The following is a 16,716-nucleotide window of genomic DNA, read 5'->3' as shown; positions in this document are numbered from 1 at the left end:
CCGCATGGACACCACATGAACCGCCGACGGCACCGGAGCCACACCCTCGTGACAAACCAGTAGGACAAACGAAGGTCCGATCCGGACGATCGCCGTTAGGGTATGGCCAATGAAGGCTCTGGTCCTCTCCGGCGGAGCCGGTACCCGACTGCGCCCCATCACGCACACCTCGGCGAAACAGCTGGTGCCGGTGGCCAACAAGCCCGTGCTGTTCTACGGCCTCGAATCCCTCGCCGAAGCCGGGATCACCCAGGTCGGGATGATCGTCGGAGACACCGCGGCGGAGATCGAGGAGGCGGTCGGCGACGGGGCGGGATTCGGCCTCGACGTCACCTACATCCCTCAGGAGCGCCCCCTCGGACTCGCCCACGCGGTGCTGATCGCCCGGGACTTCCTCGGCGACGACGACTTCGTGATGTACCTCGGGGACAACTTCGTCGTCGGCGGCATCCGCGACCTCGTCGACGAGTTCCGGGCCAGCCGTCCCGACGCCCAGATCCTCCTCACCCACGTCCCCGACCCGCGCTCCTTCGGCGTCGCCGAACTCGACGCGGCCGGCCAGGTGATCGGCCTGGAGGAGAAGCCCGAGCACCCCAAGAGCGACCTCGCGCTCGTCGGCGTCTACCTGTTCACGCCGGCCATCCACGAGGCCGTACGCACCATCGGCCCGTCCCGGCGGGGCGAGCTGGAGATCACCCACGCCCTCCAGCACCTCATCGACACACGGGCCGACGTGCGCTCCACCGTCATCGAGGGCTACTGGAAGGACACCGGCAACGTCGACGACATGCTGGAGGTCAACCGGACCGTCCTCGAAGGCGTGCTGCGGCGCATCGACGGCGAGGTGGACGCGGCGTCGGAGACCGTCGGCCGGGTGGTGATCGAGAAGGGCGCGAGGATCACCCACTCCCGGATCGTCGGCCCGGCCGTCATAGGAGCCGGGACCGTCGTCAGCGACTCCTACGTCGGCCCCTTCACCTCCATTGCGGAGAACTGCCGGATCACCGACAGCGAACTGGAGTTCTCCATCGTGCTGCGGGACTCCTCGATCGCCGGGGTGGGCCGGATCGAGTCCTCGCTGATCGGCCGGCACGTCGAGGTCACCCCGGCGACCGGAGTGCCCAGCGCCCACCGTCTTGTTCTCGGAGACCACAGCAAGGTGCAGATCCGTTCATGAACCTCCTCGTCACCGGCGCCGCCGGGTTCATCGGCTCCACGTACGTCCGCACGCTCCTCGCCGACGACCCGCCCGACGCGCCCCGCATCACCGTGCTGGACAAGCTCACCTACGCCGGCACACTCACCAACCTCCCCGCCGGCCATCCCCGGCTCGACTTCGTCCACGGCGACATCTGTGACGCGCCTCTGGTGGACAAGCTGATGGCCGACGCCGACCAGGTGGTGCACTTCGCCGCCGAGTCGCACGTCGACCGGTCCATCGAGGGGGCGGGGGAGTTCGTCCTGACCAACGTGGTGGGCACACAGACCCTGCTGGACGCGGCTCTGCGGCACGGCGTCGGCCCGTTCGTGCACATCTCCACCGACGAGGTCTACGGCTCCATCGAGTCCGGCTCCTGGCCCGAGGACCACCCCCTCGCACCCAACTCCCCGTACTCCGCCTCCAAGGCCTCCTCCGACCTGCTGGCCCTGGCCTACCACCGCACCCACGGGCTGGACGTCCGGGTCACCCGCTGCTCGAACAACTACGGCCCGCACCAGTTCCCGGAGAAGGTGATCCCGCTCTTCGTCACCAACCTCCTGGACGGCCTGAACGTCCCGCTCTACGGCGACGGGCGCAACGTCCGCGACTGGCTGCACGTCGAGGACCACTGCCAGGGCATCGAGCTGGTGCGCACCAGGGGCCGGTCCGGTGAGGTGTACAACATCGGCGGCGGTACCGAGCTGAGCAACCGGGACCTGACCGGCCTGCTCCTCGGCGCGTGCGGCGCCGGCCGGGACCGGGTCGAGTACGTGAGCGACCGCAAGGGTCACGACCTGCGCTACTCGGTCGACTGGAGCAAGGCTCGCGACGAACTCGGCTACCGCCCGCGCCGCGACTTCACCACGGGGCTCGCCGACACGGTCGCCTGGTACCGGGACAACCGCGCCTGGTGGGAGCCGCTGAAGAAGCAGGGTGCCCGATGAGGTGGCTGGTCACCGGCGCGGCCGGGATGCTCGGCCAGGACACCGTTCAGGAGCTGCTGGACCGCGGCGAGCACGTCACCGGACTCGACCGGACGGCACTCGACATCACCGAACCCGACGCCGTACGGCGGGCGTTCGACGCCCACCGTCCCGACGTCGTCGTCAACTGCGCCGCGTACACGGCCGTGGACGACGCCGAGACCGACGAGGCACGCGCCCTGCGCGTCAACGGCGACGGCCCCCGGCTGCTCGCCCGAGCCTGCGCCGAGCACGGCGCCCGCCTGATCCACGTCTCCACCGACTACGTCTTCTCCGGCGAGACCCTGGCGACCCCCTACCCGGAGGACCACCCGCCGGCCCCGCGCACCGCCTACGGCCGCACCAAGCTCGCCGGGGAGCGGGCCGTACTGGCCGAACTCCCGGACGCCGCGGTGGTGCGTACCGCCTGGCTGTACGGCGTCCACGGCCGCAACTTCGTGCGCACGATGCTCGAACTGGAGGCCCGCCGCGACACCGTCGACGTCGTCGACGACCAGCGCGGGCAGCCGACCTGGAGCGCCGACGTGGCCGCCCGGATCGCGGACCTGGGCGCCACCGCCGCGCACGGCGTCTTCCACGCCACCGGTTCCGGCGAGTGCAGCTGGTACGAGCTGGCCCGCGAGGTGTTCCGGCTGGCCGGCGCCGACCCGGACCGGGTGCGCCCCACCGACAGCCGGTCCTTCACCCGGCCCGCGCCCCGGCCCGCCTACAGCGCCCTCGGGCACGCCCGCTGGCGCGAAGCCGGTCTGGCACCGTCGCGGGACTGGCGGTCCGCCCTGTCCATAGCCCTGCCTCTCATCCGCAAGGAGATGTCCCAGTGAAACGGCACGAGTTCCTGCGGGAGCTGCACAAGGTCACCGCGAACCGCAACTACCTGGAGATCGGCGTCAACGACGGCCGCAGCCTGACGCTGTCCCGGGTGCCCAGCATCGCGATCGACCCGGCGTTCAAGGTGGTCACGGAGATCCGCTGCGACGTGCACCTGGCGAAGGCGACCAGCGACGACTTCTTCGCCCGTGACAATCCCCTCGCGCACCTCAAGGGCGGCCGCCACCCGCTGCGCAACCTGGCCCGCAACCGCAGTCCCTTCGGCTACTGGAAGCGCACCACCCTGGACCTGTCGTTCATCGACGGCATGCACCTGTTCGAGTACGCGCTACGGGACTTCATCAACATCGAGCGGCACTCCGACTGGGCAAGCGTCATCGTCTTCGACGACATGCTGCCGCGCAACGTCGACGAGGCCGCCCGCGACCGGCACACCAACGCCTGGACCGGAGACGTCTACAAGCTCGTCGAGATCCTGCACCGCCACCGCCCCGACCTGGTGACGGTCCTGGTCGACACGGCGCCCACCGGCCAGCTGGTGGTCTTCGGCGCCGACCCGGAGAACACCGTGCTGGGGGACAAGTACGACGAGATCGTCGCGGAGTTCGAGGTCCCCGACCCGCAGAAGGTCCCCGAGTCCGTCCTGGGGCGCACCACGGCCGTCAAACCGGAGGAGTTCCTCGGCGCGGGCTTCTGGAAGCCACTGGCCGCGGCCCGCAACCGCGGCACTGGACGTTCCCGCGGCTGGGAGCAGCTGCGCCGCGCGGTGTCCCCGTACGGTACGGGCTGCTGAACCCGTCCTACCGGCCGCGCAGCCGCTCGTAGTGGGCGGAGCAGTCCGCGTAGGTGGGCAGCAGCCCGGACCGCTCCGCCTCGGCGAGGGTGGGCGCCTCGGCGTCCTTCTCCGACAGCACCGGTTCGATGTCCTCCGGCCAGGCGATGCCCAGCCCGGGATCGAGGGGGTGCACGGCGTGCTCGCGCTTCGGCGCGTACCCGGCCGAGCACAGGTACACCACGGCGGCGTCGTCGGTCAGCGCCATGAAGGCGTGCCCGAGGCCCTCCGCGAGGAACACGGCGTGCCGGTTGTCGTCGTCGAGGCGCACGGCCTCCCACCGCCCGAAGGTCGGCGAGCCGAGGCGGATGTCCACCACGACGTCCAGGACGGCACCGCGCACACAGGTGATGTACTTGGCCTGCCCCGGCGGTACGTCGGCGAAGTGGACGCCCCGCAGCACGCCCCGCCGGGACACCGAGCAGTTGGCCTGGGCGAGCGTGAGGTCGTAACCGGTGGTCTCCCGGAACTCCTCGCCCCGGAACCACTCGTGGAAGCTGCCCCGCTCGTCCGGGAACACCTTGGGCTCCAGCACCCAGGTGTCCGCTATGCCCAGCTGCCGCACTCCGTCACATCCTCCCGGTCGTCTTCTTCAGCACGGCTCCCAGCACCCGCCGTGCCGCGCGCAGTAGCCGCTGCGGGAGGCCGGGCGGTGCCGTGGGCGTCACCTCCACGGCGCCTGGCCTGCGGCCCACCTTCAACAGCAGCGGCAGCCCGAGCACGCGCTCCTGCCCGCCGTCCCGGGACGGCACAAGTGCCGCCCGCCACCTGGCGTTCCTCAGGAGCGGCACCGGCACCCGCACCTCGAGCAGCGACCGCGCGCCATTCACGGGGGTCAGCGCGGCGGCCCGGTCGAAGGTGCGATGCGACGTGCTGTCCGCGAGCCGCACCAGGACCTCGGTGGTGTCCGGGACGTACAACGGCAGCGCGACGGTCAGCACCTCGGTGTCGGAGACGGCCGCGTCCGCCGGGGTGAGCCGGTGCAGGCCCAGCGACCTGACGGCCCGGTCGACGTCCAGGGAGAGGTTGCGGTACTGCTTCGTCCAGTACGGCAGCACGACCCGGCCGGCGACCATACCGGCGGGCGGCAGCGCGAGTCCGTGCGCGGGTGCGGGTCCCAGCCGGCACTCCTTGGTCCGGCCGCCGAGGCCGACCCGGACGTAGGCGTCCCACAGCCCGCCGTGCAGCGGGGCGCCGCCCGCCGCCGCGGCGGGGTCGACGGTGGCCGTGCCGCACAGCACCAGCCGGGTCCGGCCGTCCCCGGCCGCCACGCGTTCCCGGGTGACCTCCACGGGCTGGAAGAAGGAGGCGGCGGTCTCCCGGTCGCGCAGGACCAGGTCGACGGTCGCCTGCTCGAAGCCGTCGGCGGCGGCCGTGGCCAGCCAGGAAGCCGCCTCGGCGAGGTCGGCGGGCGCACCGTCCGCCGGGGGCCGCGGCCCGTCGGCGCGGACGGTCAGCGGGCCGTCGGCATCGGTGAACTCGGCGCTGAACCGCACCCGCAGGGTCCCGTCCTGCCACTCGATGCCCGTCGGGGCGGCCTTGGGCCGGACCCGGTCCTCCCACTCGGCGTAGGCGACCAGGTCGTCGTACCGGTTGTCCCGGATCAGCGCGGCGACGACCCGCCGGCCCGGCGGCAGCCCGGGGGCGACGCCGGGGCCGAAGCGCTCCACGACCACCGCGTGCATCTCCCGGAACAGCTCGCGCCGGTAGTCGTCCGGCAGCGTCAGCAGCCGGGACCCGCTCATCCGCTCGACCATCTCCACCCGCAGCCAGCGGCGCTGCAGCTTGTCGCGCAGCGGGCCCGGCTCGGTGTACCGCTCGACGACGTCCAGGGCCTCGCGGAGGTTCTTGAAGTAGCCGGCCGGCTCGAAGCGCTGGATGCCTGCGTTGGCGGCGTCCTCGCGTTTGACGTGGTAGTAGCAGACGTAGTCGCTCAGCACCGACACGTTGTCGGCGCGCAGATAGGCCTCGGTGATGAAGACGTGGTCCTCCAGGCGCCGCCGGCCCTCGGGAAACCTGAGCCCCGTGCGGTCCAGGAAGGAGCGCCGGAGCATCTTGTGCGGGGTGAGGCTGTCGATCAGCGGGGCGTTGTCCACCGTGGCGTACGGATGGTTGCGGCGGAACAGCTCCACCGGCACCGGGCGGCCCTTCCCGGCCATCTTGCCGACGATCACGTCGGCCTTGTGGGCGACCCCGTACTCGTACATCCGCTCCAGGGCCTCGTCGCCGAGGTGGTCGTCGTTGTCGACGAACATCACGAACTCGCCGCGGGAGGCCTCGATGCCCACGTTGCGGGGCTTGCCGGACCAGCCGGAGTTCTCCTGGTGGACGACCCTGATGTGCGGGTGCTCGGCGGCGAGCGCGTCCAGCCGGGCCGGGGTGGCGTCGGTGGAGCCGTCGTCGACGAAGAGGACCTCGAACTCTTCGGGGGGCAGCGACTGTCGCAGCAGCGAGGCGATGCAGTCCTCGATGTACGGCCCGGGGTTGTACACGGGTACGACGACGCTGACCTTGACCGGCATCCGGTTTCCAAGCCCCCTTGGTTCGCTTTCCGTCGCCTGGGTGGCACGGTGCGCGTGGCCGAATGTTAACCCGGGCCCTTGCGCGGGCGACCGCCCGCCCGCACAAGGGATGCCCCAACTGGCCGGTCAGGCGTGGGTCTTGGCGAGCAGCTCCAGGATCTCCGCCGTCGTACCGCTCTCGCCGAGCCGCGGGAAGATCCGTTCGACGCTGCCCAGGTGTGCCTCGGCGTCGCTGTCGGCCATGGCGTCGGTGGCGAGGGTGACGTGGTAGCCGTGGGCGTAGGCGTCGCGGGCGGTGGACTCCACGCCGATGCTGGTGGCGATGCCGGTCAGCACGATCTGGGTGACGCCACGCCGGCGCAGCTGGACGTCCAGGTCGGTGCCGTACAGGGCGCTCCAGTTGTGCTTGGTGACGTGGATGTCGCCGGGGTGGCCGGACAGTTCGTCGACGATGACGTCCCAGCCCTCCGGGAAGGCGAGACCGCGCGCCTGGCGCTCGGTCCGGCCGGGGACGGCGTCCGCCCAGTCGGGTGCGAAGGAGACCCGGACCAGGACCACGGGCAGGTCGCGGGCCCGGAAGGCGTCGGCGAGTTCGGTCGTACGGGCCACCACGTCCGCGGCGGCGTACGGCTGGGTGGGCATGCCCACGATGCCGCTCTGCAGGTCGATCACGACGAGCGCGGTACGGGGGTCGAGGGTGCTGACGGACATGGGTCGATCAGGCCTTTCGGGGGGTGAGTTTTTGGTCTCATGGCTGCGAGAGCCGTTCCAGCAGCTCCAGCGCCTTCAGGACCGTCTGCCGCTCCTCCTCGGTGTAGCGGTCCTGGAAGGCGCGGGCCAGCCACTCCTCGCGCAGCTGCCTGTTGCCCTCGACCCGGGACCGGCCGGCCTCGGTCAGGGTGACCAGCTGGCGGCGGCCGTCGTCGGGGTCGGGGGCACGCCGGATCAGGTCGTGCTGCTCCAGGGCGGCCAGCGTGGTCGCCATCGACTGGGGCCGCACGCCCTCCGCGGCGGCCAGGGCACTGGCCGTGGCCGCGCCGTGCTTGCCGACCAGGGAGAGCGCCGACTCCTGCGACGGGGTCAGGTCGGAGTCCTGCGCGACCTCGCGGATACGGCGCCGCAGCCGGCTGAACACCACACGCAGGTCGCGTGCGGTGCGGGCGGCGGAGTCCGAGATGTGAGCCATGGCGTCAGCGTAGAACCGTCAGTGGGGCCTGTCCAGCTCAGACTGTTCAGTCTCACCTGAAGATCTGTTTCTCTGTTCACATCTATGCTGGTGGGGTGCGTCTCCTGTTGATGTCGGACACCCACCTCCCCAAGCGCGCCAAGCGGCTCCCGGACCAGCTGCTCGCCGAACTCCCGCACGCGGACGTCGTGTTCCACGCCGGGGACTGGGTCGACACCGCCACCCTCGACCTGCTGGGGAGCCGCAGCCGGCGGCTGATCGGCGTGTACGGCAACAACGACGGCCCCGAGCTGCGGGCCCGGCTCCCCGAGGTGGCGTACGCCGAACTGGGCGGCCTGCGTTTCGGCGTGGTGCACGAGACCGGCCCCGCGCAGGGCCGTGAGGCCCGCTGTGCCGCCCGCTTCCCCGACCTGGACGTGCTGGTCTTCGGCCACAGCCACATCCCGTGGGACACCGTCGCCCCCGGCGGCCTGCGGCTGCTCAACCCCGGCTCCCCGACCGACCGCCGCCGCCAGCCGCACTACACCTACCTCACGGCGACCGTCGCCGACGGCGCGCTCACCGACGTCACTCTGCAGCGGCTGCCCCAGCGCTGGCCGGCCTGTGGCACGATGCGTCGATGATCTCCGACTACGACATACCCGACGTCGTACCCACGGGAAGCATGGCCGAGCGCGACCAGCCCGTCCTCGAACTGCCGGGCGGCCTGGAGCTTCGGCTCTGGCGGACCGCCGACGCCGACGCGCTGCTCACCGCCGGGTCGGACCCGGCGATCCAGCTGTGGAACCTGTTCTCCGTCCGCACCCGTGACGAGGCCCGGGCCCGGATCGAGCGCATGCACGAGCGGTGGCGCGCCGAGACCGGTGCCGTATGGGCGATCGCCCGGCCCGGCGGCCCGCCCCTGGGACTCGCCGGTTTCCACAACGTCGATCTGGCGGGCGGCAGCGCCGAGATCATGTACTGGGTGCTGCCCGAGGCCCGCGGTGGCGGCATCGTCGTCGAGGCGGCCCGGCGACTGAGCCGGTGGGCGCTGGACGACCTGGGCCTGCACCGTCTGCGGCTGTGCCACGCGGTCGGCAACCCGGCGTCCTGCCGAGTCGCGGAGAAGGCCGGCTACGCCTTCGAGGGCACGATGCGCTCCTCCCTGCTGCACGCCGACGGCTGGCACGACGAGCATCTGCACGCACTGGTGGCCGAGGGCGGCTGATCCCCGCGCGGGATGCGGGCCCACGACTACCGGTGCCGGGCCCGCCTGCACCGCCGCGCCCCCGCGGCGACCATGACCAGCACGGCGAACACCACGGCCGCCTCCGCGGCTCGCTTGGCCACCGGTACCGCGGCCGCTCGCAGAAGGTCGAGCGGCTCGGCCACTTCCTCCTCGGCGGGCGGTTCCTGTTGCTCGCCGGTGCCGGTGAGCTGTGGGGGGCGCTCGGTCAGCCGCTCGGCGAGGCAGGCCGCGAACTGGCCCACCAGGCGGTCGCCCACCTCCGACAGGAGACCGCGGCCGAACTGCGCCGGCCGCCCGGTCACCGTCAGATCGGTCCGCACCGACACCGCCGTACCGCCGTCGCGCCCGCTCAGCGTTCCGGTGACCGTCGCCCGCGCGGTGCCCTGCCCCCGGGTCTCCCGGCCGCTCGCCACCAGCACCATCCGGTGCGCCGCCTCGTCCTGCTCCTCGAAGACCGCGGTACCCCGGTAGGTCAGGGTGACCGGGCCGACCTTGACCTTCACCGAGCCGGTCACGGTCTTGCCGTCGTACTCCTCCACCACCGCGCCCGGCAGGCAGGGCGCAACGCGTTCGATGTCGAGGAGCGCGCGCCAGGCGTCGTCGACCGTGACGGGGACGGTGAACTCGTGGTGCAGCTCCATGACTTCCTCCTCGTACTCAGGCTGTGGCGCGTGGGTGGATGGCCCCCGCGGTCGTGGTCAGGGGCGCGCCGCTGCCGCCCCAGCGCAGGGCGACGATCTCGGCGGCGACGGACACGGCGACCTCCTCCGGCGTACGGGCGCCGAGGTCGAGCCCGAGCGGCGAGCGCAGCCGGGACAGCTCGGCCTCCGTGAGACCGGCCTCGGTCAGCCGGGCGCGCCGTTCGTCGTGGGTACGGCGGCTGCCCATCGCCCCGATGTAGGCGGCCGGCCGGCGCAGCGCCTCCTCGAGCAACGGCACGTCGAACTTCGGGTCGTGGGTGAGGACGCAGATCACCGTGCGCTCGTCGGTGTCCGTGCTGCCGAGGTAGCGGTGCGGCCATTCGACGACGACCTCCACGCCCGGCGGGAAGCGTTTGGGCGTGGCGAAGACCGGGCGGGCGTCGCACACGGTGACCCGGTAGCCGAGGAAGTCGCCGATGCGGGCCACCGAGGCCGCGTAGTCGATCGCGCCGAAGACCAGCATGCGCGGCGGTGGCGCGAACGACTGCAGGAACACGGTGACGGCGTCCTCGCGGCGCTCGCCGTGCGGCCCGTAGTGCCTGAGCACCGAGGCGCCGAGGGCGAGCTCGCCGCGCGCGTCGGCGGTGACCGCGACGTCGAGCCCGGTCGTGCCCAGCGTGCCGACGTTGCCGGGCGGGCCGGCCGCGGTGTCCGGCCAGACCGCCAGCGTGGCCCCGCGCGGGGCGGGCCCGTCGACCACCGTGGCCACGGTCACCGGCTCACCCGCGGCGACGCACCCGGCGACCGCCCCGAACGCCGGGTCGGTCTCGGGCGTCACCGGCCGTACCAGCAGGGTGATCTCGCCGCCGCAGGTGAGTCCGACCGCGAACGCGTCCTCGTCGCTGTACCCGAAGGTCTCCAGCCGGGCCTCGCCGCTCGCCACCACCTCCTGCGCGAGCTCGAACACCGCCCCTTCCACACAGCCCCCGGACACGCTTCCCACGACCTCGTCGTCCGACCCCACCGCCATGGCGGCGCCGGGTCCGCGCGGCGCGCTGCGGCTGACCGCGACGACCGTCGCCAGGCCGAACGGGATCCGGGCCGCGTACCAGCGCTCGAGCGCCGGCAGAATCTCACGCACGCTCCGCTCCTCTCACCCGGGTCACCGGGACCCTCTCGGTCTCCGCCCCGCGCACCACCGCCGCCAGCCGCTCCAGCGCCGCCAGGCTGTGCCCCTCGACGAAGTCGTCCACGCTGGGCAGGGCCGCCGCCATCCCGGCCGCGAGGGGCGCGTAACCCGGGCGTGCCTTGCGCGGGTTCGCCCAGACGACCCGGTGCGCCAGCCCGTGCAGACGGCGCATCTGCGCGCCCAGCAGCTCCGGATCATCGCGCTCCCAGCCGTCCGAGAGCAGGACGACGACCGCGCCGCGCGCCATGCCGCGCTGTCCCCAGCGGTTGAGGAACTCGCGCAGCAGCTCGCCCAGCCGGGTGCCGCCGCGCCAGTCGGGGACGGCCGCCGCCAGCGCCGTCATCGCCAGGTCCGGGTCGCGGTGCGAGAGTTCCCGGGTCACCCGGGTCAGCCGGGTGCCGATCGTGAACACCTCCGTACGGCCCCCGCGCACCGCGGCGTGCGCGAACCTGAGCAGGGCGTCGGCGTACGGCGCCATCGACCCGCTCACGTCGACGAGCAGCACGATCCGGCGGGGCCGGTCCACGCGCGCGCGGCGCCGCAGCCGGGCCGGCTCACCGCCCCGCCGCAGCAGTTCCCGTACGGTGCGGCGCGGGTCGACGTCCCCGCGCCGGGCCGGGCGCCGCCGCGCGGAGCGCCGGGTCTGCCCGGACAGCGCGAACGCGGCCAGCAGCCGGTTGAGATGGGCGCGCTCGGTGGCGTCCAGTTCGCCCACGTCGCGGTGCCGCAGCACCTCGGTGGCACTGGCGAGCGCGGCCGTCGGCGGCCCGGAAGGCTCGCTCTCGCCCGGGTCACGGCTCCCGGCGGGCGCGTCCCGCACGACGAGCCGCAGCCGGGGCGGGGGAGCGTGCCGCACCACCTGCCGGGCGGGCTCGCCCGGTGGCCCGAAGTAGGCGGCGAACACCCGCTCGTACCGCTCCAGGTCGTCGTGGCCGCCGCACAGCGTCGCCCGCCCCGCCCAGTACACGTCGGCCCGCACCCCCGGCCGCAACACGTCCACGGCACGCAGGAAGGCGTACGCCCGCTCGGTGCTCGCGTCGACCCCCGCGGCCCGCACCGCCCGCACGAACCCGAGCAGCACGGCATCCGCCCCTGCGGCCCCGCCCATCCCGGCCGGCGCACCCCCCGGTCCGCCGGAAGGCCGGTCCCCGGCATCGGAGGGCCCGTTCGTGTCGGGTGTCGTCGGGCCGGGGAGGGTCGGGTCTTCCGGTTCGTCCCGAGGTCGGTTCTCGGCGCTGGAGGGTTCGTTCGTGTCGGGCGTCGACGGGCCGGGGAGGGTCGGGTCTTCCGGTTCGTCCGGCGGCCGGTCCGCGGCATCGGACGTTCCGCTCGTGCCGGGCCCTGCCGGGCCGATGGGGGGCACGCCTCCTGGCCAGGCCGGACCGCGCGGGGGCTGATCCCCGGTCCCCGAAGTCCCGTTCCCCCTGCGCCCCGATCCGGCCATGGCGTTCACGTCCCCCGCGTCGCCAGGACCGCCGTGAGATCGAGCGCACGGGCCCGGTCCACGTCCTCCCGGTACTTCAGTGCCGAGCCCAGCGTCGCCACGGCCAGCTCCGCGTCCACCTCGCTCGCGCCCAGCGCGTCGAGGGCCTCGGCCCAGTCGATCGTCTCGGCCACCCCGGGCGGCTTGAGCAGGTCCGCGCCCCGCAGCGCCTGCACCAGCGCGGTGACCTGCTCGGCCAGCCGTGCCGACACCTGCGGCAACCGGGTGCGCACGATGGCCAGTTCGCGGGCGAAGGAGGGATGGTCGAACCAGTGGTAGAGGCACCGCCGCTTCAGCGCGTCGTGCACCTCCCGGGTCCGGTTCGAGGTCAGCACGACCACCGGCGGCTCCTCGGCCCGCAGGGTGCCGAGCTCCGGGATCGTGACGGAGTACTCGGAGAGCAGCTCCAGCAGGAACGCCTCGAACTCGTCGTCGGCCCGGTCGATCTCGTCGACCAGCAGCACCGACGGCTGCGTCTGCAGGGCCAGCAGCAGCGGCCGGGCGACGAGGAAGCGCCGGTCGTACAGCTCGCTCTCCAGACGGTCCGCGTCCTGGACGCCGGCCGCCTCGGCGGCCCTCAGATGCAACAGCTGGCGCGGGAAGTCCCAGTCGTACAGGGCCTGGGAGGCGTCGATGCCCTCGTGGCACTGCAGGCGGATCAGCGGCGCGTCGAGCGCCTCGGCCAGGGCGGTCGCGAGCGCGGTCTTGCCCACGCCCGCGTCGCCCTCGCAGAAGAGCGGCCGGTGCAGCCTCAGTGCCAGGAAGCAGGTGACGCCCAGCCCTTCGTCGACGAGGTACCCCGTCTCCTCCAGGCGGGCCCGCACCTGCTCCGGGTTGTCCATCCGGGTGATCGGTGCTCACCCCATTCCGCCGGCGGTCAGCACCGCCCGCCTGGTCAGCACCCGCGCGAGGTGCTCCCGGTACTCGGGCGAGGCCGACAGGTCCTGCGACGGCCGGGTGCCCTCGGCCGCCGCCTCGGCTGCCCGTGCCACGGCCTCGGGACCGTCGGCACCGGACAGCGCCTCCTCGGCCGCCGTGGCCCGCAGCGGGGTCGCGCCCATGTTGGTGAGTCCGATGCGCGCCTCGGCGATCCGTCCGTCGTCGCGCCGTACGAGCGCCGCGACGCCGACGATCGCCCAGGCCTGCGCGACCCGGTGGAACTTCTCGTAGTGGAAGCCCCAGCCGTCCGCCTTCGGCACCCGCACCTCCACCAGGAGTTCGTCGGGGGCCAGGGCAGACTGGAGGTAGTCGACGAAGAAGTCCCGGGCCGGGATCGTCCGGCGCCCGTTCGGCCCGGCGACGACCATCTCGCCGTCCATCGCCAGCAGCACCGCGGGCAGGTCGCCGGCGGGGTCGGCGTGCGCGAGCGAGCCGCCCAGGGTGCCCCGGTGCCGTACCGCGGGGTCGGCGACGGTGGCCGTCGCCTCCGCGAGCAGACCGGCGTGCCGGCGCACCAGCGGGTCACGGATCACCTCGTGGTGCGTGGTCAGGGCGCCGATGACGAGGGTGTCGCCGTCCTCGCGGACCCCGCGCAGCTCCGGGATCCGGCCCACGTCCACGACCAGCTCCGGGAAGGCGAGCCGCAGCCGCAGCAGCGGCAGCAGGCTCTGCCCGCCGGCCAGCACCTTCGCCTCCTCGCCCGCGTCCGCGAGCGCGCGCACCGCCTCGTCGACGCTGGTCGGACGGGCGTACTCGAACACCGGGGGAATCATGCCGACGCCTCCCTCACCGCTCGCCACACCCGCTCGGGGGTGCAGGGCATCCGTACGTCGTGCACGCCCAGCGGCCTGAGCGCGTCCACCACGGCGTTGACCACGGCGGGCGTCGACGCGATCGTCCCGGCCTCGCCGACTCCCTTGACCCCCATGGCGTTCGAGACCGCGGGCGTCTCCGTCCGGTCGGTCACGAACTCCGGCAGGTCCGCCGCGGACGGCACGAGGTAGTCGGCCATCGTGCCGGAGACCAGGTTGCCCTCGTCGTCGTACACGGCCTCCTCGTACAGCGCCTGCGCGATGCCCTGCGCGAGACCGCCGTGCACCTGGCCCTCGACGATCATCGGGTTGACGACCCGGCCGACGTCGTCGACGCAGACGTACGACCTGATCCGCGTCTGCCCGGTCTCCGTGTCGATCTCGACCGCGCACAGGTGGGTGCCGTGCGGGTAGGAGAAGTTCTCCGGGTCTACCAGGGTCTCGGCGTTGATGGACGGCTCGACGCCGTCGGGCAGATCGTGCGAGGTGAACGTCTCGAAGGCGATCTCCTGGATGGTCTTCTGCGCCTCCGGGGAGCCCTTCACGGAGAACACGCCGTTCGTGAACTCCAGGTCCTGCTCGCTCGCCTCCAGCAGATGCGCGGCGATCTTCCGCGCCTTCTCGACCACCTTCGTCGCCGCCCGGTGCACGGCCTCGCCGCCGACGGCCAGCGACCGCGAGCCATAGGTGTCCATGCCCTGCGGGGCCGCCAGGGTGTCGCCGTGCACCACCTCGACGTCCTCGAACGGCACGCCCAGCACGTCGGCCGCGATCTGGCTCCAGCAGGTCTCGTGGCCCTGCCCGTGCGGACTGGTGCCGGTGACCACCTCGACCTTGCCGGTGGGCAGCATGCGGATGCTCGCCGCCTCCCAGCCGCCGGCCCCGTACCGCAGGTCGCGCAGCACCCGGCTCGGCGCGAGCCCGCACATCTCGGTGTACGTCGACACGCCGATGCCGAGGCGTACGGGGTCGCCGCGTTCGTTGCGCTTGTGCTGCTCGGCGCGCAGGTCGTCGTACCCGAACAGGGCCAGCGCCTTCTCGGTCGCCGCCTCGTAGTTGCCGCTGTCGTAGGTCAGCCCGGCGATCGAGGTGTGCGGGAACTCCTCGTGCCGGATCCAGTTCCGGCGCCGCACCTCCACCGGGTCCAGGCCGAGTTCGGCGGCCAGCTCGTCCATGATCCGCTCGATGGCGAACGTCGCCTCCGGGCGTCCGGCGCCGCGGTACGCGTCGGTGGGCGTGCGGGTCGTGAAGACGCCGGTGCAGTTGAACTCGTAGGCGTCCATCTTGTAGATCCCCGGGTACATGAAGGCGCCGAGGATCGGGATGCCCGGGGTGACGAGCATCAGGTAGGCGCCCATGTCGGCGAGCAGGTCGACCTTCAGGCCGAGGAGCTTTCCGTCCCGGGTGGCGGCGATCTCCACGTCCTGGATCATGCCGCGGCCGTGGTGGGTCGCGAGGTAGCCCTCGGAGCGGGACTCGGTCCACTTCACCGGACGGCCGAGCTTGCGCGCGACGGCGAGCGCGAGGGCCTCCTCGCCGTACACCTGGAGCTTGGAGCCGAAGCCGCCGCCCACGTCCGGGGCGACCACGCGCAGCTTCTGCTCGGGGATCCCGGTGACCACGGCGAGCATGATCCGCAGGATGTGCGGGATCTGGGTCGCCGAGTAGACGGTGTACTCGCCGGAGGCGGCGAGCGGGGTGACGACGACCGCGCGCGGCTCCATGGCGTTGGGGATGAGCCGCTGCTGGTGGTAGCGGCGCTTGAGCGTGACGTCGGCGCGCTGCCGGACCGACTCGAAGCTCTCGCCGGTGGCGAGCGGCCAGGTGTAGCAGTGGTTGGTGCCCTTGTCGGAGTGGACCAGCGGGGCGCCGTCCGCCAGCGCGGCCTCCAGGTCCAGGACCGGTGGCAGCGGCTCGTAGTCGACCTCGACGGCCTCCAGCGCGTCGGCGGCCGCGTACCGGTCGCGGGCCACCACGACCGCCACCGGGTCACCGGCGTAGCGGACCTCGTCGACGGCGATCGGCGGGTGGTCGGGGTGCACGATGTCCTCGGTCACCGGCCAGGCGCAGGGCAGGGAGCCCATTCCCTCGGCGAGGTCGGCGCCGCTGAACGCCGCTACGACACCGGGGCGTTCCAGGGCGGGAGAGACGTCGACACGGGTGACCCGGGCGTGGGCCATCGGGCTGCGCAGGACGGCCAGGTGCAGCAGTCCGGCGACCTGGATGTTGTCGGTCCAGTTGGTCTGGCCCGTGACCAGGTGGGCGTCCTCCTTGCGCAGCCGGGGCCGGCCCACCTCGTGTTCTACGGCCTGATCGGTCATGCCGTGGCCTCCTCGGGGAGCTGCTGCCCGGAGACGGCGAGCACCGCGCGGACGATGTTCTGGTAGCCGGTGCACCGGCACAGGTTGCCCTCCAGGGCCTCCCGGACCTCGTCCGAGGTGGGGTGCGGGTTCTCGCGCAGCAGATCGCGCGCCGCCATGATCATCCCCGGGGTGCAGAAGCCGCACTGGAGAGCGTGCCGCTCGTGGAAGGCGTGCTGCAGCGCGGTCCACTCGCCGTCCTTGGCCAGCCCCTGGACGGTGGTGACCGTGCCGCCGTCCGCCTGCACGGCCAGCACCGAGCAGCTCTTGACGGTCGCCCCGTCCAGGTCGACCGTGCACGCGCCGCAGTTCGAGGTGTCGCAGCCGATCGGGGTGCCGGTCAGGCCGAGGCGGTCGCGCAGGTAGTGGGCCAGGAGCAGACGGGGTTCGACGTCGTCCTCGTACGCCGTGCCGTCCACGTTCACCTTGATGTGGGTCATGTGATGTGCCCTCCAGACCGTGCGGGCAGGAGCGAGAATCAGCCAGATCGACGTGATGTAGGTCACTCTATG

17 protein-coding genes are annotated in these 16,716 nt (G+C 72.7%); 6 read left to right on the top strand and 11 right to left on the bottom strand.

Features of this window, described 5'->3' with window-relative positions; all coding sequences use genetic code 11:
• Positions 1–109 precede the first annotated feature (109 nt).
• The 4 genes from ACFY3C_RS00130 to ACFY3C_RS00115 are packed head-to-tail and all read left to right on the top strand — an operon-like array spanning position 110 to position 3,805.
• Complete coding sequence (locus tag ACFY3C_RS00130) at positions 110–1,177, top strand: glucose-1-phosphate thymidylyltransferase (protein ID WP_390769077.1); 1,068 nt, start codon at positions 110–112, stop codon at positions 1,175–1,177.
• A complete protein-coding gene (gene rfbB / locus ACFY3C_RS00125) occupies positions 1,174–2,145 on the top strand; it encodes a dTDP-glucose 4,6-dehydratase (protein WP_390769076.1) in 972 nt (323 codons plus the stop codon). The genes ACFY3C_RS00130 and rfbB overlap by 4 nt, the downstream gene beginning before the upstream one ends.
• Positions 2,142–3,005 carry a dTDP-4-dehydrorhamnose reductase gene (gene rfbD / locus ACFY3C_RS00120; protein ID WP_390769075.1) on the top strand — a complete coding sequence of 288 codons (864 nt, stop codon included), beginning with the start codon at positions 2,142–2,144 and terminating at the stop codon, positions 3,003–3,005. The genes rfbB and rfbD overlap by 4 nt, the downstream gene beginning before the upstream one ends.
• The gene (locus tag ACFY3C_RS00115; RefSeq protein ID WP_390769074.1) at positions 3,002–3,805 is read left to right on the top strand and encodes a class I SAM-dependent methyltransferase; all 804 of its coding nucleotides are present in this window, start codon (positions 3,002–3,004) and stop codon (positions 3,803–3,805) included. The genes rfbD and ACFY3C_RS00115 overlap by 4 nt, the downstream gene beginning before the upstream one ends.
• A gap of 7 nt (positions 3,806–3,812) precedes the next feature.
• On the opposite strand, the gene rfbC is transcribed toward ACFY3C_RS00115, so the two are convergent.
• From rfbC to ACFY3C_RS00095, 4 genes are all read right to left on the bottom strand, one after another.
• Positions 3,813–4,409 carry a dTDP-4-dehydrorhamnose 3,5-epimerase gene (rfbC, locus tag ACFY3C_RS00110; protein ID WP_390769073.1) on the bottom strand — a complete coding sequence of 199 codons (597 nt, stop codon included), beginning with the start codon at positions 4,407–4,409 and terminating at the stop codon, positions 3,813–3,815.
• A 4-nt stretch (positions 4,410–4,413) separates the two neighbouring features.
• Positions 4,414–6,366 carry a glycosyltransferase family 2 protein gene (locus tag ACFY3C_RS00105; RefSeq protein WP_390769072.1) on the bottom strand — a complete coding sequence of 651 codons (1,953 nt, stop codon included), beginning with the start codon at positions 6,364–6,366 and terminating at the stop codon, positions 4,414–4,416.
• A 126-nt stretch (positions 6,367–6,492) separates the two neighbouring features.
• Complete coding sequence (locus tag ACFY3C_RS00100) at positions 6,493–7,077, bottom strand: hydrolase (RefSeq protein WP_390769071.1); 585 nt, start codon at positions 7,075–7,077, stop codon at positions 6,493–6,495.
• Positions 7,078–7,114: 37 nt separating this feature from the next.
• Positions 7,115–7,552: a MarR family winged helix-turn-helix transcriptional regulator gene (locus ACFY3C_RS00095; RefSeq protein WP_390769070.1), complete on the bottom strand. Its 438-nt coding sequence runs from the start codon at positions 7,550–7,552 to the stop codon at positions 7,115–7,117.
• A gap of 95 nt (positions 7,553–7,647) precedes the next feature.
• Between ACFY3C_RS00095 and ACFY3C_RS00090 the strand changes: the two genes are divergently transcribed.
• Together ACFY3C_RS00090 and ACFY3C_RS00085 are read left to right on the top strand one after the other, a co-directional pair.
• Positions 7,648–8,175 (top strand): metallophosphoesterase family protein, encoded by a 528-nt coding sequence (locus ACFY3C_RS00090; protein ID WP_390769069.1) that lies wholly within the window; start codon positions 7,648–7,650, stop codon positions 8,173–8,175.
• On the top strand, positions 8,172–8,759 hold the full coding sequence (locus tag ACFY3C_RS00085) for a GNAT family N-acetyltransferase (protein WP_390769068.1): 588 nt from the start codon (positions 8,172–8,174) through the stop codon (positions 8,757–8,759). The genes ACFY3C_RS00090 and ACFY3C_RS00085 overlap by 4 nt, the downstream gene beginning before the upstream one ends.
• A 26-nt stretch (positions 8,760–8,785) precedes the next feature.
• Here ACFY3C_RS00085 and ACFY3C_RS00080 read toward each other — a convergent pair whose 3' ends face one another.
• The 7 genes from ACFY3C_RS00080 to ACFY3C_RS00050 all read right to left on the bottom strand — a co-directional run bounded on the left by ACFY3C_RS00080 (position 8,786) and on the right by ACFY3C_RS00050 (position 16,644).
• Complete coding sequence (locus tag ACFY3C_RS00080; protein WP_390769067.1) at positions 8,786–9,421, bottom strand: SRPBCC family protein; 636 nt, start codon at positions 9,419–9,421, stop codon at positions 8,786–8,788.
• Positions 9,422–9,437: 16 nt separating this feature from the next.
• Entirely contained in the window at positions 9,438–10,562 is a 1,125-nt protein-coding gene (locus ACFY3C_RS00075) for an XdhC family protein (protein WP_386578094.1), read from the bottom strand.
• On the bottom strand, positions 10,555–11,718 hold the full coding sequence (locus tag ACFY3C_RS00070) for a VWA domain-containing protein (protein ID WP_390769066.1): 1,164 nt from the start codon (positions 11,716–11,718) through the stop codon (positions 10,555–10,557). The genes ACFY3C_RS00075 and ACFY3C_RS00070 overlap by 8 nt, the downstream gene beginning before the upstream one ends.
• A 341-nt stretch (positions 11,719–12,059) precedes the next feature.
• Entirely contained in the window at positions 12,060–12,935 is an 876-nt protein-coding gene (locus ACFY3C_RS00065; RefSeq protein ID WP_386578096.1) for an AAA family ATPase, read from the bottom strand.
• Between the two features lie 15 nt (positions 12,936–12,950).
• Positions 12,951–13,805: an FAD binding domain-containing protein gene (locus ACFY3C_RS00060; RefSeq protein ID WP_390769065.1), complete on the bottom strand. Its 855-nt coding sequence runs from the start codon at positions 13,803–13,805 to the stop codon at positions 12,951–12,953.
• The gene (locus ACFY3C_RS00055; RefSeq protein ID WP_390769064.1) at positions 13,802–16,165 is read right to left on the bottom strand and encodes a xanthine dehydrogenase family protein molybdopterin-binding subunit; all 2,364 of its coding nucleotides are present in this window, start codon (positions 16,163–16,165) and stop codon (positions 13,802–13,804) included. Before ACFY3C_RS00055 ends, ACFY3C_RS00060 begins: the two co-directional genes overlap by 4 nt.
• Entirely contained in the window at positions 16,162–16,644 is a 483-nt protein-coding gene (locus tag ACFY3C_RS00050; protein ID WP_386578099.1) for a (2Fe-2S)-binding protein, read from the bottom strand. The genes ACFY3C_RS00055 and ACFY3C_RS00050 overlap by 4 nt, the downstream gene beginning before the upstream one ends.
• Positions 16,645–16,716: the final 72 nt, after the last annotated feature.

This window comes from Streptomyces sp. NPDC001410 (assembly GCF_042895235.1).
Lineage (GTDB): Bacteria > Actinomycetota > Actinomycetes > Streptomycetales > Streptomycetaceae > Streptomyces.
This window is presented reverse-complemented; position numbering and strand designations above follow the sequence as displayed.